At 53.7% G+C, this 15,478-nt stretch carries 16 protein-coding genes; 6 read left to right on the forward strand and 10 right to left on the reverse strand.

Features of this window, described 5'->3' with window-relative positions; all coding sequences use genetic code 11:
* Nucleotides 1–66 precede the first annotated feature (66 nt).
* The 6 genes from PZA18_RS07085 (at nucleotide 67) to PZA18_RS07110 (ending at nucleotide 6,473) form a co-directional block, all read left to right on the forward strand.
* Nucleotides 67–1,077, forward strand: a complete 1,011-nt coding sequence (locus tag PZA18_RS07085) for a hypothetical protein (protein WP_284100116.1) — start codon at nucleotides 67–69, stop codon at nucleotides 1,075–1,077.
* Nucleotides 1,078–1,413: 336 nt separating this feature from the next.
* The gene (locus PZA18_RS07090; RefSeq protein WP_284100117.1) at nucleotides 1,414–2,694 is read left to right on the forward strand and encodes a branched-chain amino acid ABC transporter substrate-binding protein; all 1,281 of its coding nucleotides are present in this window, start codon (nucleotides 1,414–1,416) and stop codon (nucleotides 2,692–2,694) included.
* A 149-nt stretch (nucleotides 2,695–2,843) separates the two neighbouring features.
* The gene (locus PZA18_RS07095; RefSeq protein WP_284100118.1) at nucleotides 2,844–3,782 is read left to right on the forward strand and encodes a branched-chain amino acid ABC transporter permease; all 939 of its coding nucleotides are present in this window, start codon (nucleotides 2,844–2,846) and stop codon (nucleotides 3,780–3,782) included.
* Nucleotides 3,783–3,815: 33 nt separating this feature from the next.
* A complete protein-coding gene (locus tag PZA18_RS07100) occupies nucleotides 3,816–4,997 on the forward strand; it encodes an ABC transporter permease subunit (protein ID WP_284100119.1) in 1,182 nt (393 codons plus the stop codon).
* Entirely contained in the window at nucleotides 4,990–5,760 is a 771-nt protein-coding gene (locus PZA18_RS07105; protein ID WP_284100120.1) for an ABC transporter ATP-binding protein, read from the forward strand. Before PZA18_RS07100 ends, PZA18_RS07105 begins: the two co-directional genes overlap by 8 nt.
* Nucleotides 5,757–6,473 (forward strand): ABC transporter ATP-binding protein, encoded by a 717-nt coding sequence (locus PZA18_RS07110; RefSeq protein WP_284100121.1) that lies wholly within the window; start codon nucleotides 5,757–5,759, stop codon nucleotides 6,471–6,473. The genes PZA18_RS07105 and PZA18_RS07110 overlap by 4 nt, the downstream gene beginning before the upstream one ends.
* Before the next feature lie 147 nt (nucleotides 6,474–6,620).
* Here PZA18_RS07110 and pabC read toward each other — a convergent pair whose 3' ends face one another.
* The 10 genes from pabC to PZA18_RS07160 all read right to left on the reverse strand — a co-directional run bounded on the left by pabC (nucleotide 6,621) and on the right by PZA18_RS07160 (nucleotide 15,466).
* Nucleotides 6,621–7,448: an aminodeoxychorismate lyase gene (gene pabC, locus PZA18_RS07115; protein ID WP_284100122.1), complete on the reverse strand. Its 828-nt coding sequence runs from the start codon at nucleotides 7,446–7,448 to the stop codon at nucleotides 6,621–6,623.
* Nucleotides 7,448–8,740, reverse strand: coding sequence for an aminodeoxychorismate synthase component I (locus tag PZA18_RS07120; RefSeq protein WP_284100123.1), 1,293 nt, complete (start codon nucleotides 8,738–8,740; stop codon nucleotides 7,448–7,450). Before PZA18_RS07120 ends, pabC begins: the two co-directional genes overlap by 1 nt.
* A gap of 117 nt (nucleotides 8,741–8,857) precedes the next feature.
* Complete coding sequence (gene fabF / locus PZA18_RS07125) at nucleotides 8,858–10,096, reverse strand: beta-ketoacyl-ACP synthase II (RefSeq protein ID WP_284100124.1); 1,239 nt, start codon at nucleotides 10,094–10,096, stop codon at nucleotides 8,858–8,860.
* Nucleotides 10,097–10,270: 174 nt separating this feature from the next.
* Nucleotides 10,271–10,510: an acyl carrier protein gene (acpP, locus tag PZA18_RS07130; RefSeq protein ID WP_284100125.1), complete on the reverse strand. Its 240-nt coding sequence runs from the start codon at nucleotides 10,508–10,510 to the stop codon at nucleotides 10,271–10,273.
* Nucleotides 10,511–10,610: 100 nt separating this feature from the next.
* Entirely contained in the window at nucleotides 10,611–11,348 is a 738-nt protein-coding gene (fabG, locus tag PZA18_RS07135) for a 3-oxoacyl-ACP reductase FabG (protein ID WP_284100126.1), read from the reverse strand.
* Between the two features lie 74 nt (nucleotides 11,349–11,422).
* Complete coding sequence (gene fabD / locus PZA18_RS07140; protein WP_284100235.1) at nucleotides 11,423–12,355, reverse strand: ACP S-malonyltransferase; 933 nt, start codon at nucleotides 12,353–12,355, stop codon at nucleotides 11,423–11,425.
* Nucleotides 12,356–12,460: 105 nt separating this feature from the next.
* Nucleotides 12,461–13,420 (reverse strand): beta-ketoacyl-ACP synthase III, encoded by a 960-nt coding sequence (locus tag PZA18_RS07145; protein ID WP_308447342.1) that lies wholly within the window; start codon nucleotides 13,418–13,420, stop codon nucleotides 12,461–12,463.
* 115 nt (nucleotides 13,421–13,535) lie between these two features.
* Nucleotides 13,536–14,576: a phosphate acyltransferase PlsX gene (gene plsX / locus PZA18_RS07150; protein WP_284100127.1), complete on the reverse strand. Its 1,041-nt coding sequence runs from the start codon at nucleotides 14,574–14,576 to the stop codon at nucleotides 13,536–13,538.
* A 46-nt stretch (nucleotides 14,577–14,622) separates the two neighbouring features.
* Nucleotides 14,623–14,802 (reverse strand): 50S ribosomal protein L32, encoded by a 180-nt coding sequence (rpmF, locus tag PZA18_RS07155; protein ID WP_284100128.1) that lies wholly within the window; start codon nucleotides 14,800–14,802, stop codon nucleotides 14,623–14,625.
* Nucleotides 14,803–14,884: 82 nt separating this feature from the next.
* On the reverse strand, nucleotides 14,885–15,466 hold the full coding sequence (locus PZA18_RS07160) for a YceD family protein (protein WP_284100129.1): 582 nt from the start codon (nucleotides 15,464–15,466) through the stop codon (nucleotides 14,885–14,887).
* Between the last annotated feature and the right edge of the window lie 12 nt (nucleotides 15,467–15,478).

Below are 15,478 nucleotides of genomic sequence, written 5' to 3' on the forward strand. Positions count from 1 at the left end.
ACCGACGCTCCTCACCACTCCGAGCCACGTCATCCTGTCACCCAACCACCTCATGGGAGGTGTTACATGATCATCGACCAATCAAAGCTGGCCTTATCCAGCCAGCACTCGGCACACCAGGCGGAATTTCAACGTGCCATTGCCATGCCACGCCCGACCCCGGTTCTGCCCGCCCCCTCCTTTGAGGACCGAGTGACCCTGAGTGGCCGACGGCCGCCAGAGGTCAGCGATACCAGAAAGACTGAAGCGATCGACAGCGACGATCTGATGGACTCCGATCCACGCTCCATGCTGATCAAGACACTGATTGAGTCGCTGACCGGTGAGAAAATCAGCATTGCCAAAATCGACCTCACCACCGAAACCAACTACGAACGCGAAACCGTCATGGCCGAAGCCATGAGCAGCCAGTCGCCCCAGTCGCTGACCTATATGCGCCATTACGAGGAAAGCGAGTCGTTGAGCTTTGCAGCCCAAGGCAAGGTCGTCACAACAGACGGTCGCGAGATCGAGTTCAAAGCAGCCTTGCAAATGCAACGCGTCTATCGGGAAGACACCTTGGTCACCGTGGGCCCTCAGCCAACCCCCACCCGTAAAGATCCTCTGGTTGTAAACCTTGACGGTAAAGGCGTTGGACTCAGCGGCAAAGTCTTCCACTTTGATCTGGATGCAGACGGCAGCACCGAAGCTCTGCCTACGCTGCTGCGCGGTAGCGGCTTCCTGGCGCTTGACCTTGATAAGAATGGAAAAATCGACAATGGCCAGGAATTATTCGGCGCAAAAAGTGGGAATGGATTTCAGGATCTTGCCCAATACGACGACGATAAGAATGGCTGGATTGACGAACAAGATTCAATTTGGGGCCGTTTAAGGATTTGGATAAAACATCCAGATGAAGACAAGTTATTGAGTTTAAAGGAAGCAAATATCGGCGCACTCAATCTTGCAAACAGTGAAGGCAACTATTCATTACGCGATGATAAAAATAAGGAAAATGGAATGTTGCGGCGCAACGGAATTTATCTTAGCGAGGACGGAAAAGCCGGATTCTTACAGCAAGTTGACCTGAATGTATGAACGCAAAATGACAATAGAATTTATTTGATTTTAGTCGGGTGTCTGCGCCTGTAAAAAACCGCGAAATCTGCAGGCGCAACCAGCCTTCGGACACTAATATCCGAATCTCCCCCAAACCCGCGTCAAGCTGGGTTATCCCCAATTTTTGGCAACGTTGACAAGGCTAATATGGCGGGGCAATATTCTGCCGGGGTTTGAAATTGACCGCCCTTAATGCACTACCGCTAGGCGCAGGCTCGTTTCAGCATTCGGCTACATTAGCTAAATAAGATAGAAACGGCATGCGCCTCTTTAAGCTCATCTGAAGCTAAGCCTTTCTACGAAGGGGAAACATCCATGACTTTGGCACGTTATAGCCTTATTGCATCTGCTGTTTTAGCTCTGGCTGCATGCGGACAACAACAAAATACCGAGCAACCAAAACAAGACCCAAATGCAGCAAAACCAGCTGCTGATGCAAAACCTGCCGACGCCGGCGGTGAAGCAGTTGTAAAAATCGGCCACGCAGCACCGCTGACTGGCAATATCGCCCACTTGGGCAAGGACAATGAAAACGGCGCACGCCTGGCCATCGACGAATTGAACGCCAAGGGCGTTGAAATCGGCGGCAAGAAGGTCAAGTTCGAGCTGCTGTCGGAAGATGACCAAGGCGATCCGAAGACTGCTACCACCGTAGCCCAGCGTTTCGTTGATGCCAAGGTTGCTGGCGTTGTCGGTCACTTGAACTCCGGCACAACCATCCCCGCCGCCAAGATCTACTCTGACGCCGGCATTCCTCAGATTTCCCCTTCCGCGACTAACCCTGACTACACCAAGCAGGGCTTCAAGACCGCCTTCCGTGTTATCGCCAACGACATTGCTCAGGGCAAGGCTCTGGGTGACTTCGCAGTAGATAATCTGAAGGCCAAGAAGATTGCGATCATCGACGACCGCACCGCTTACGGCCAAGGTCTGGCAGACGAATTTGAAAAGGCCGCCAAGGGCAAGGGCGCAGAAATCGTCAAGCGCGAGTTCACCAACAATCAGGCTACCGACTTCATGGCCATCCTGACCTCGATCAAGGGTGCCAAGCCTGATGTCGTGTTCTACGGTGGTATGGATGCTCAGGCAGGGCCAATGGCCAAGCAGATGAAGAAGCTGGGCATTGCAGCCAAGCTGCTCGGCGGTGACGGCTTCCAGTCCGGCGAATTCATCAAGCTGGCAGGTGACGCAGCAGAAGGTCAGTTTGCATCCCAGCCTGGCCTCGCCAAGGACAAGATGCCTGGCTACGCCGACTTCAACACCAAATACAAGGCCAAGTTCAACACCGACATCCAGATCTACGCACCGTACACCTACGATGCAACGATGCTGATGGTCGAAGCTATGAAGAAGGCCAACTCGACCGACTCCAAGGTTTACCTGCCAGAACTCGCCAAGATCGAGTACAGCGGCGTAACCGGCCCGGTCAAGTTTGACGAGAAGGGCGACGTGGTTGGCGGTACCGTAACCGTCTATCAGGTTAAGGGTGGCAAGTGGGAAGTCATGGCATCGGTAGGCGGCGCAGCTGCCCCGGCAGCCGCAGCACCTGCTGAAGCCAAGCCAGCAGAAGCCAAGAAGGAAGAAAAGAAGCAATAAGCTTCTTGTCGTAGTACCTACTAAGGCGGCATCGGCCGATGCCGCCTTTTCCAGACCTCAATGCAGTGATACCCACAACTAAAATCGGCGAAACGAGCCGAGGGGTTTGGCTACCATAAAGAATCACTTCCACCCAGGGGATACCAATCGTGGAAACTTTTATTCAACAGATAGTAAACGGCCTTGTCATGGGCAGCATGTATGCCCTGATCGCACTCGGCTACACCATGGTCTACGGCATTCTGAGCCTGATCAACTTCGCGCATGGCGAGGTCGTCATGATCGGCGCCATGGTGACTATTACCTGTATCAATCTCGTTTCCAGCATTGCCCCGGGTCTACCCGGCTCGCTGGTCTTCACTGCTGGCCTGCTGATGGCCATACCGATCACCATGGTGCTCGGTTTCAGTATCGAACGCATCGCCTACCGCCCTTTGCGCAAGGCGCCACGACTTACCCCCCTTATTACTGCGATTGGTGTTTCGATCACCTTGCAGCAGGTCGCAATGCTGATCTGGGGCCGCTCACCACGCTCCTTCCCCGCCATCTTCGGCGAGGACGCTCCCCACAAACTCTTTAATCTGGATGTCAGCATCACCAACATCCAGATCACCATCATCGTTCTAGCGATTCTGCTGATGGCTGGCTTGCTGATCATGGTTGAAAAAACCAAGCTTGGCCGGGCCATGCGAGCCACCTCGCAAAATCCGGAAGTCGCCGGCCTGATGGGGGTCAACATCAATACCATCATCTCGATGACTTTCGTCCTGGGCTCGGCACTCGGTGCAGTAGCGGGTGCACTCTATGCTGCCAACTACTCCCGAGCAGATGCCTATATCGGCTTCATGATCGGCCTGAAGGCGTTTACCGCAGCGGTATTGGGTGGCATTGGCAACCTGGCAGGCGCGGTATTGGGCGGCATCGCCCTGGGCCTGATCGAGAGCGTTGGCGCAGGTTATATCGGACCGCTGACCAATGGCTTCCTGGGTAGTCACTATCAAGACATCTTCGCGTTTGCCGTCTTGATTCTTGTACTGGTGTTCCGTCCGTCCGGCCTGCTTGGCGAGCGGGTTGCGGAACGCGCCTGATCAATCCTTCGTCTCTTACTTACGGATACCATCATGAGTTCATTCGACTCGATGAAACAGTCCAGAACCGGGGCGCTGGTTGGCTTCGCTCTGATGGCGGTAGCGCTGGTTCTACTGCCAGTCCTTTTCGGCAAGGGCCTGGGCAATACCTGGGTTCGCAACCTCGACTTCGCCATGCTCTATATCATGCTGGCGCTCGGTCTGAATATTGTTGTGGGCTATGCCGGCCTGCTTGATCTGGGATACATCGCCTTCTATGCCGTCGGGGCCTACTTGTATGCCTTGCTCAATTCGCCGCATCTGGTCCCCTTGTTACAAGGCACCGGTCTGGAGTGGATACTTGGACCCTCCATCTGGATCGTCATCCCGCTGGCAGCATTGGTAGCCGGCAGCTTTGGGGTGATGCTCGGCTCCCCAACGCTCAAGTTACGTGGCGATTATCTGGCCATCGTTACCCTGGGCTTTGGTGAGATCATCCGGATCTTCATGAACAACCTGAACCATCCGGTCAACCTGACCAATGGTCCGCGCGGTATCACGCTGATTGAACCCATTACCCTGTTTGGTCATTCACTCGGAAAGCCTCTGCACCTGTTCGGGCTGGAGATCCCCCCCCTCTATCAGTACTACTATCTGTTCCTGGCTTTAACCATGTTCATTGTCTTTGTGTCGATCCGTCTGCAGGATTCGCGCATTGGCCGGGCCTGGGTGGCTATCCGCGAGGACGAAATTGCTGCCAATGCCATGGGTATCAATACCCGCAACGTCAAATTGCTGGCGTTTGCGATGGGCGCCTCTTTCGGAGGCGTTGCAGGTTGCTTGTTCTCCAGCCTGCAAGGGTTCATCTCGCCCGAAAGCTTCGGCTTGATGGAGTCAATCATCGTACTCAGCATGGTTGTATTGGGTGGCATGGGCCACATCCCGGGTGTCATTCTCGGCGCGGTCATCCTGGTCTTTGTGCCAGAAGCGCTGCGCGATGTGATCAACCCGCTGCAAAATGCTCTGATTGATCGCAAAATCATCTCCGGCAAGATTATCGATCCGGAAGTCGTGCGTATGCTGATGTTCGGTCTGGCCCTGATTTTCGTCATGTTGCTGCGACCAGAAGGCTTATGGCCATCCAAACGCCGCCGCGCCGAACTACACCCCAAAACCGACGATATCGCCCGACAGGAAAAAGATTCCGTAGCCGATGCGGAGCGCAACCATGACTGAACCATTGCTTGAAATTCAGGGTATACACAAGCGCTTTGGTGGCTTGCACGCCCTTAACGATGTCTCGCTGTCGATCAAACGCGGTGAAATCTACGGCCTGATCGGCCCTAACGGCGCCGGCAAGACTACCTTGTTCAACGTTCTGACCGGTCTGTACCAGCCCGATGAAGGCAAGTTCACCTTCAATGGCAAAGACTTGTTCCGCCAGAAACCTCACGTGGTGGTCGGCTCGGGGATTGCGCGGACATTCCAGAATATCCGCCTGTTTGCCAACATGACCGCCAAAGAGAACGTCATGGTGGGTCGCCACGTGCGGTCTGGCGCCGGGGTATTCGGCGCCGTGTTCCGCCCCCCGGCAGCCAAGCGTGAAGAAGCCGCGATCCACGCTCGGGCACAGGAACTGCTGGATTATGTCGGTATTGCCGCCCGTCACAACGAGCTGGCACGCAACCTTTCCTACGGCGATCAACGCCGCCTGGAAATCGCCCGGGCACTGGCAACCGATCCCACGCTGCTGGCGCTGGACGAACCTGCCGCAGGGATGAACCCCAAAGAAACCGACGACCTGAAGAAGTTGATGGAAAAGATCCGCAAAGACGGCGTCACCATTTTGTTGATTGAGCACGACGTCAAACTGATGATGGGTCTCTGTGACAGGATTGCCGTGCTGGACTACGGCAAGAAGATTGCTGAGGGTGTACCCGAAGTAGTCAAGAATGACCCTCGTGTGATCGAGGCCTACTTGGGAGTCGCGCCGGAATGAGTACCAATCTGCTTGAAGTCAAACAGCTGAAAGTGGCATATGGTGGCATTCATGCTGTCAAAGGCATTGATATGCACATCAAGCAAGGGGAGCTGGTTGCCCTGATCGGCGCCAATGGCGCTGGTAAAACCACGACCCTGAAGACACTGGCCGGCATGATCAAGCCAACCGAGGGCTCGATTGTCTACGATGGCGCCAATATGGCTCAGATCCCGGTCTACAACTATGTAGAGCGCGGGTTGGCACTGGTGCCGGAAGGTCGAGGTATTTTCAGCCGGCTCACGGTTGAAGAGAACCTGCTGATGGGGGGCTATCGCAGCAACGACAAGGTCCAGATCATGGCCGACATCGAACGGGTTTATGGTTTATTCCCCCGTTTGAAAGAACGCCACAAGCAGCTCGCCGGCACCCTGTCTGGCGGAGAACAGCAGATGGTGGCGATTGGTCGGGCTATGGTCAGCCGTCCCAAACTGCTGCTGCTGGACGAACCCTCGATGGGCCTGGCACCGATCATTGTGCAGAAGATTTTTGAAATCATTCGCATGATTGCGTCGGAAGGTGTGACGATGCTGCTGGTGGAACAAAACGCCAAGCTGGCATTGCAAACCTGCCAACGCGGATATGTGATGGAAAGTGGAAAAATCACCGTGGCAGATAGCGCTGAAGCCCTGCTTAGCAATGAGCGGGTTCAGCAGGCGTATCTGGGAGAGTAGTTACCGGTCCGTGGCTGGAATACCGGGTGGCACAAGTTAGGGAATACCGAACAGAACTATTTGCAGGCAATCTGTTCGAACCAACTGTTAGTACAGCAAGGCAGCGAATGCGCCGATCAGGAAACTGGTCGGCGCTTTTTTTGCCTCTCATCGACAGCTGATGCGATGCCCCTGCAGTGGGCCAGTCCGTTGCCACTGCGCCTGCAGTGCCTGTGCCGTCGCGAAATCATTCCAGCGATATGGGCCACAAACAGCAATTGGCCGGATGCCGACTACGCTATTGCAGAGCATCAGCTCATCCGCCTGCGGCAAGTCTTCGAGATCAATTGATCGAATTTTCGGCACCAGACCTACGCTGTCAGCGTGCTCCAGCACGAAGTCTCTGGTCAGACCTGCAACGCCACACAGGCTCAAATCGGGAGTCCGAAGCTCGTTGCCAAAGCGCGCAAATAAATTGCTAGCCACACCCTCTACCACCTCCTGTTTTCCCGCCAGCATCAAGCCATCTTCGATCGCCACATCATCCCATTCGCGACGCGCCATTACGCTATCCAGTCGATTGAGGTGCTTTACACCCGCCAACAAGGGTTGCAGCGACAAACGCCAGTCACAAATCCGAACAACCGCCGGCTGCTCTCTTAAAGGAGGCAAGGGGTTGATTGTGACAATGCGGGTGCAAGCCTGATCAGGCGAACTGGCATAGCCACGAGCTCCGACACCACGCGTCAGCATCAGCTTGACCACTGCATGACTAATCTCGAATTGCTGCAAGTCATTCAGCCAACACGCTGCGGGTGGACAGATTAAGCCCAAGCGAGTGGCATCGTGCTGCAACTTGGCGAATTGGCGCTCCCAGAACCACAGAGTGCCCTCTGTACAGCGAAGCGTTCTGAATACGCCATCCCCATAAGCAAGACCACGATCACCAGGGAACACTGCCCCACCTGGCACGCCATCTACCGCCCAGCTCGGCATCAAGCCTGTACTCCCAAGGCACGTAGCAGGCCCCTGGCCTTAGCACGGGTTTCATTCAACTCCCGCTCGGGATCAGAGTCGGCGACGATACCCGCCCCTGCACGAAAATACAGCTGTTGCCCACTTTGCATGAAGGTACGAATCAGAATATTCAGATCCATACTGCCATCGTGATTGATGTACCCCAGACTGCCGGTATAAGCATGCCGCGGCCTGTCCTCCAACTCCCGAATGATCTGCATGGTACGCACCTTGGGACAACCCGTTATGGTGCCACCCGGGAAAAGGGCTCGGATCACCTCCGCCATATTGGTGCCAGGTCGCACCTGGCAGCTGACCGTAGACTCGATATGGTGGACGAACGCATAGGTCGTGACATCCATCAAAGCATCCACTTTGACCGTGCCAGGCGTCGCCAACCGGCCCAGATCGTTGCGCTCCAGATCAATCAACATGATGTGCTCGGCTCGCTCTTTACTGGAAGCCAGCAAGCGCTGTTTCTGCCGCTCATCCTCCAAAGGGTCGGCATGCCGTGGGTGTGTTCCTGCAATGGGACGCGTCTCCGCCAGCCCGTTGGTATCGATTCTTACAAGACGCTCAGGTGAAGAGCTGACAATCTGCTGTCCACCTAGGTCAACATAAGCGGAAAAAGGCGCCGGATTGGCCTGACGCAAACGTCCGTAAAGGTCGAAGGCACTAATCTCGCTACCGAGCGTGGCATCCCAACCGCGCGATAGGTTCACCTGAAACACATCGCCTTCACGGATGTACTGCTTGCATCGCGACACGCCGGTCAGAAAACGCTCAGGGGTGTCTTCAGATAATGCCTGCAAGGTAATCGGCTGCGGCTGAAAGGGTTGGTGATTCAGCTTGGTCTTGAGTAGCGCAAGTAGCTCGGGGGTTTCGGCGATCAAGTGGGCCGTACAATCCGCTCGGTTAACCAAGATAGCCGCTGGAATCCTCGCCAACAAAGCCAGTGGAAAGTCTGCTTCAGAACGGGCAACCACCGAGGGCTCCAGCTGCTCCAGCCACTCATACCCCAAGTACACAAACCAACCGCCACGAAACGGCAAGGTTTGTTGCTTGCAGTCTGGTTGAACGCGGATATTTTCCAAAGTCTGCGTCAACCGAGACGCAGATTGCCGGTCAAAGATCTCCATAGACGCGGGCAAGGCAAACAGAATGTCCCACCCCGTTTCCCCTGAAGACTGTAAAAGATAGGGAAAATTGGCGGGAGAGCCTGCCGCCAAAGACAGCAAGTCAGGAACAAAAGTAAGAGATTCGGTATGCATATGTGAATTGTAACGCGAGCCACTGCAAAGTTTGGCGTTTGCATGGCAGGTCGCTCTCGACCCGCAGGACGAAAAAAAACCGCCACACCCGTGGCGGTTTGTTCTATTCGGATAAGGTCAAATACGCCGGAACACCAAAGTACCGTTGGTGCCACCAAAACCAAAAGAATTTGAAATCGCTACATCAATCTTCATGCTGCGCGCCTCATTGGCGACGTAATCCAGGTCACAGGTTGGGTCTGGTTCGTGCAGATTGATCGTTGGTGGCGACACTTGATGGTGTATAGCCAACGCGGAATACACCGCCTCCACCCCCCCAGCGCCGCCCAGCAAATGCCCCACCATAGATTTGGTGGAGTTCACCGCCAACCGCTTGGCGTGGTCACCAAAACAACGCTTGATGGCAATTGTCTCAGCCGTATCCCCTAGCGGTGTGGAGGTGCCGTGGGCATTTACATAATCGATCTGATCTGGGTTCAACCTGGCATCGCGTAGAGCATTTTCCATGCCACGCGCCGCACCCTCTCCATCTTCACAAGGCGCAGTCATGTGATGCGCATCCGAACTCATGCCGAAGCCCACGAGTTCCGCATAAATGGTGGCGCCACGCCGCTTAGCCTGCTCGTACTCCTCAAGAACCAGCACACCTGCCCCCTCTCCCATGACGAAACCGTCGCGGCCAGCATCCCAAGGGCGCGAAGCGGTCGCCGGATCATCATTACGGGTGGAGAGCGCACGAGCTGCGGCAAAACCAGCTATCCCCAATCGGGTAATTGCCGACTCCGCTCCACCCGCCACCATCACATCGGCATCGCCATAGGCGATGATACGTGCCGCATCGCCTATGCAATGTGCGCCGGTCGTACATGCTGACACGATACCGTAGCTCGGGCCTTTGAAACCCTTCATGATCGAAAGGTGGCCAGCGACCATGTTGATGATCGAACCAGGAATGAAAAACGGGGTTACCTTGCGAGGTCCCTGATCACGCAGCACGCCATCGGTATCCTCAATCAGACCGAGGCCACCGATGCCCGACCCAATATTCACCCCGATGCGGGTCGGGTCGTAGCCTGCGGCATCCAGTCCCGCATCCGCTACCGCCTGCAGGCCCGCAGCAATGCCGTAATGCATAAAGAGATCCATGCGGCGAGCATCTTTCGCCGTCATGTATTGTGATACATCAAAGCCCTTGACCTCGGCCGCCACCTGGCAGGCAAGATCACTGGCATCGAAACGGGTAATTCTGGTTACGCCAGATTGGCCAGCAAGAAGATTCTTCCAGCCGGTGGCGACATCGTTGCCAATTGGGGAAATCAAGCCCAGGCCGGTAACGACGACTCTGCGTTTGGACACAATGGTCTCCATAGCAATTGATAGGCCACATGCGGTGTAATTCGCCACATACAGCGGGTGCAAATGTAACAAGACCTCTGAAACACATGCCGGAGAAACCAGCACGGTGCGTCAGAGGTCTCGCGGCAAACCGGTAAGTAAACCTGCTGCCACCAAAGTGGCAAGCATTCAAACTTACTTGTTGACGTGAGCAGTCACGTAGTCAATTGCCTGCTGAACAGTCGTGATCTTCTCTGCTTCTTCGTCAGGAATCTCGCACTCGAACTCTTCCTCCAGTGCCATTACGAGCTCAACGGTGTCAAGCGAATCAGCACCCAAGTCTTCAACAAAAGAAGACTCGTTCTTGATGTCTGCTTCGTTTACGCCCAGTTGCTCAGCAACGATCTTCTTAACGCGCTGTTCGATGTTTTCCATTCTGACCCAAACCTTTCGTTATGGATTGCCAAAAACCGACGGCATTCTAACAAAAATAAGCTGCGGCGCGAACCGCAACCACAAAAACTTAAATAACAAATTAATTCATGTACATACCGCCATTTACATGCAAAGTCGTGCCTGTAATATACGCAGCACGTTTACTTGCAAGAAAAGCGACAGCATCGGCAATCTCCTGTGGAGAGCCCAATCTTTCCAAAGCAATCTGCCCAATTAATTTGGCGCGATATTCCTCCGGTAGATTACGCGTCATATCTGTATCGATAAAACCGGGCGCAACACAATTGACCGTAATTCCTCTGCTGCCAACTTCCCGCGCCAAAGAGCGCGTAAACCCCATAATACCGGCCTTTGCCGCAGCATAATTCGTCTGCCCTGCAGAACCTGCACTACCGACTACCGATGCAACACTAATTATCCGGCCTTGCCTTGCCTTCATCATTCCACGCAAAACCGCTTTTGATAAACGGTAAACGGAACGCAAATTTGTGTCCATTACCGCATCCCAATCTTCCTCTTTCATGCGCATCAGTAATTGATCACGAGCAATCCCGGCATTGTTGACCAAAATACCGATATCACCATGCTTAGTGGTAATCGTATTCAAAGCACTTTCGATTTCTTCAGGCTTGTTTACATCAAGCGCCATACCCACACCACCGAACTCGGCCAAGTAAGTCGAAATCGCATCCGCGCCAGCTGAAGATGTCGCCGTCCCAACGACAATAGCTCCTTGCCTGGCCAGCTCTTTAGCCACCGCTTCACCAATACCGCGTGAGGCGCCGGTCACCAGCGCTACCATTCCTTGCAAATCCATGCAGACTCCTTTATTGAGTACCATCCATGACCCACACACCGAGGCGGCCACAGCATTGCGGATGTCTCAGCATCTCATGCCGAAATTTTCTGTCCAAACACCTCAAAACTTCCGAGCTCCGTCAAAGCCGACCCAGCAAGCGCGGGGTCAATTCGCTTGGCTAGCGACGCCAGCACTTTGCCGGGGCCGCACTCCGCCATCTGTGTAATCCCCATTGCAGCAACCGCTTGCATCGTCTCGACCCAACGAACAGGGGAATACAGCTGGCGAACCAAGGCATCTTTGATCGCTTCAGGATCGGTCACGCTGATCACATCTGCATTGTGCAGAACTGGTATGACAGGACTCAATACAGTCACGTTGGCTAATTTCTCGGCAAGTCGCGCCGCAGCAGGGCGCATCAACTCGCAGTGCGATGGCACGGAAACAGGTAGGAGAATGGCTCGTTTAGCCCCGCGTTCTTTACAAAGCTCAATACCGCGCTCCACTGCGGCTTTGTCACCTGCAATAACAACCTGACCAGGGGAATTGAAATTCACAGCCTGCAACACTTCACCCTTGGCAGCGTCCCGGCAGGTTTCGATCAGCAGCGCATCATCCATCCCAAGCACGGCAGCCATGGCACCCAGCCCCTCCGGTACAGCTTCCTGCATTGCCACGGCACGCAAACGGACTAGCTCGACAGCGTCCGTAAATGTAATGGCTCCCGCAGCAACCAAAGCAGAATACTCTCCCAGACTATGTCCTGCCATGACCGTTGGCTTGGCTCCCCCAGCTTCCAGCCAGGCCCGGTAAACTGCCACACCAGCGGTCAACATGATGGGCTGAGTGTTAACCGTTGCCCCCAATGCGGCATCTGGACCTTCTTCCGTCATCTTCCACAGATCAATGTTCAGGACATCTGAAGCTTCAGTAAAGGTCTGACGGACAATAGTGCTTTGCTCAAAGCCCTTCATCATGCCAATCGACTGAGACCCCTGACCAGGAAATACAAAAGCAAATTTCATTACATCTCCATTTTCACGAGCGATCATAGAAATCAGCTCACACTGCATGATAAAAACAGGCAGTTCTGCTGATTATTCTCGCCAGGAACTTGAACGCGCCTTTAATTACCACCGAAGCAATACAGCACCCCAGGTGAACCCGCCACCAATTCCTTCCAGCAAGATGAGATCACCGGAGGAAAACTTTCCTTGTTCGGCAGCGCTATCAAGGGCCAACGGAATGGAAGCAGCCGATGTATTGCCATGCTTGTCTACTGTGACAACCACGCGTTCCATATCCAGCCCGAGGTGCTTTGCGGTAGATTCGATAATACGGATATTGGCTTGATGTGGAACCAGCCACTGCAAATGACTTTGAGTCAAACCAGCAAGCTCCAGTGTCTCGGTCGCGAGATCGGCAAGTGCTTTGACCGCAAATTTGAATACTGCGGAGCCTTCCATCTTTAAAAACGGATGCCCGACAATTTGGCCATTCGAGATATAGCCGGGTGTAGTAAGAATATTTCGGTAGCGACCGTCCGCCTTTAACCGAGTCTGGATGATTCCTGGCTCAGGTGAACGCTTCAATATTACAGCGCCAGCGCCATCCCCAAACAGGACGCAGGTACTTCGATCCTGCCAGTCAAGAATTCTGGAAAACACCTCCGCACCGATTACCAGTGCACACTTCGCTCCTCCGGCCCGCAAAAATTGATCTGCGGTTGCCAAGGCATATACAAATCCAGCACAAACCGCTTGCAAATCAAACGCCGGAAAACCGTGCAAACCAAGCTTGTCCTGCACAATACAAGCTGTAGAGGGAAAAATGACGTCGGGGGTACTTGTCGCAACGATCAGCAGGTCAATCTCTTCCGGCGCGATCCCCGACTTGGCAATGGCAGCCTTGGCAGCCGCTACAGCTAAGTCGCTGGTTGTCTCATGATCACCAGCAATCCTTCGCTCGCGAATACCGGTCCTCGCAACAATCCATTGATCGTTGGTTCGGACTTTGCTCTCAAGTTCGGCATTGGTTACCACTCTTGCGGGCAAATAACTACCAGTGCCGATGATGCGCGAATACATCACGGCATTGCTCCTTGGGTTGGGTGGATGGTGCATTGCACCTTATATATCGGGCGCCCTCATCTAGCGGGGCGCCTCGTTGCCTTTACAGTCTAAAGCTGATTGGGCAAATTCACGACTACTGTGGTTCTACTGATTTTTCCTGCGGTGTAGGTACAACCGCATTAGCCATCATGTCACTGATTTTATGCAACACGCCGGACTTCGCCTCTTCAGCGGCCTGCTCAAGCGCATAATAAAACGCCAGTTCATCCGCACCGCCGTGGCTCTTTACTACAATTCCCCTCAAGCCTAACAAGCTCGCCCCGTTATATCGCCTAGGATCCACCCGGTGCTTGAGGCTGGATAACACTGGGTAAGCAACTAATGCCAAGAGCTTACGCCACCAGCTCTTCGTAAATTCTTCTTTCAGGAACTGTCCCAGCATCTTTGCAATACCTTCAGATGCCTTCAGTGCAATGTTGCCCATGAATCCATCGCAAACAACGACATCTACAACACCACGATAGATATCGTTACCCTCGACATTACCGTGGAAATTAAGCTGGCTATTTCGAAGCAGGTCTGCCGTTTGCTTTACAACATCATTGCCCTTGATCTCTTCGGATCCAATATTCAGCAAACCAACACTTGGATTGGGCTGATGATTCAAAGCTGATACCAGCGTCGCCCCCATAATGCCGAACTGGAGAAGCTGCTGAGGAGTGCAATCAACATTCGCCCCCAAATCCAATACACAGGTACTACCACGCATTGATGGTAGAAGTTTGGCAATAGCAGGACGCTCAATGCCAGGAAGCGTTTTAAGCACAAAACGCGCAGTGGCCATCAATGCACCCGTGTTGCCAGCTGATACGCAGGCGTGCGCTTCCCCGGTTTTCACCAAATTAATGGCAACCCGCATAGAAGAATCTTTTTTGTTCTTTAGCGCAGACTGGGGGGATTCATCCATCATCACAACTTCTGTTGCATGATGAATTCTTAGGCGAGGACCAGTTACGGCATGTCGTGCACGCAACTCGGCTTCAAGGGCATCTTTCAAACCAACTAGAACTACATTGGCCTCTGGATGAGCTTTGAGAAACTTCAAGACTGCGGGGACGGTGACATGAGTACCATGATCACCGCCCATCGCATCTACTGCTACTGTGATATCCACGGCAGACACACCTGCAAAAGATGCCGACTGCCGTGACAGGCGAACATTACTCGCCCTTCGCCTTAATCACACGACGGCCACGATAAAAGCCATTCGGGCTGATGTGGTGACGCAGGTGGGCCTCACCAGTAACTGGCTCAACAGCCAGGGCGGGAGCGGTCAAAAAGTCATGCGCACGGTGCATGCCACGCTTGGAAGGGGACTTCTTATTCTGTTGAACAGCCATGTTTATTACTCCTGCAAGTCTATTAAATACATCGAATTCAAAACCAGCATGCCTGAAATGCCAAGCATTTCAGGCATCAACCTTATTCACCGGAAGATTTTAGCTTGAGCTGTGCTAACACGGCGAATGGATTCGGCTTGTCGGCCTTCAACTTGACATCCGCATCAGACCGACAGGCAGCATGACTTGGCGAATAGGGAAGAGATAACAGTATTTCATCCTCAATCAACGCCAAAACCGTGAACTCGCGGTCAAACAGCAATCCATCAAGCTCTTCATCTTCCTGTTCCGCTTCGTCGAGCTTCGACTCGTCAGAAAACAGAGTGAAGCGCGTCTCAACCTTGATTGGCCAATCTACCGGCTCCAGACAACGCTGACACTGGAGCCAAACTTTCCCAGAGAGCGACAGATCCAGAACAGGTCGCTGTAAACGATCCATCGCGCCAGACAAGGAAAATTCGAAAGGCTCTACCTTCTCAACACTATCAGCAACCCGAGGCATATCTACCACGGAAAGCTTGCCGGTAATCTTGCGACCTTGCCGGGCAAATTCCCCGTTGTCGAAGACGGTTTCGAAGCCGAAACTCGATTTTTGACTTGAGGACATAGCAATAAGGAAGACGGTAAACGGTGGATGATATAATTGAAGCCTTTTCCGTGTCAAAGACTTATCCCC

This window comes from Parachitinimonas caeni (genome assembly GCF_030129945.1).
Taxonomy (GTDB): domain Bacteria; phylum Pseudomonadota; class Gammaproteobacteria; order Burkholderiales; family Chitinimonadaceae; genus Parachitinimonas; species Parachitinimonas caeni.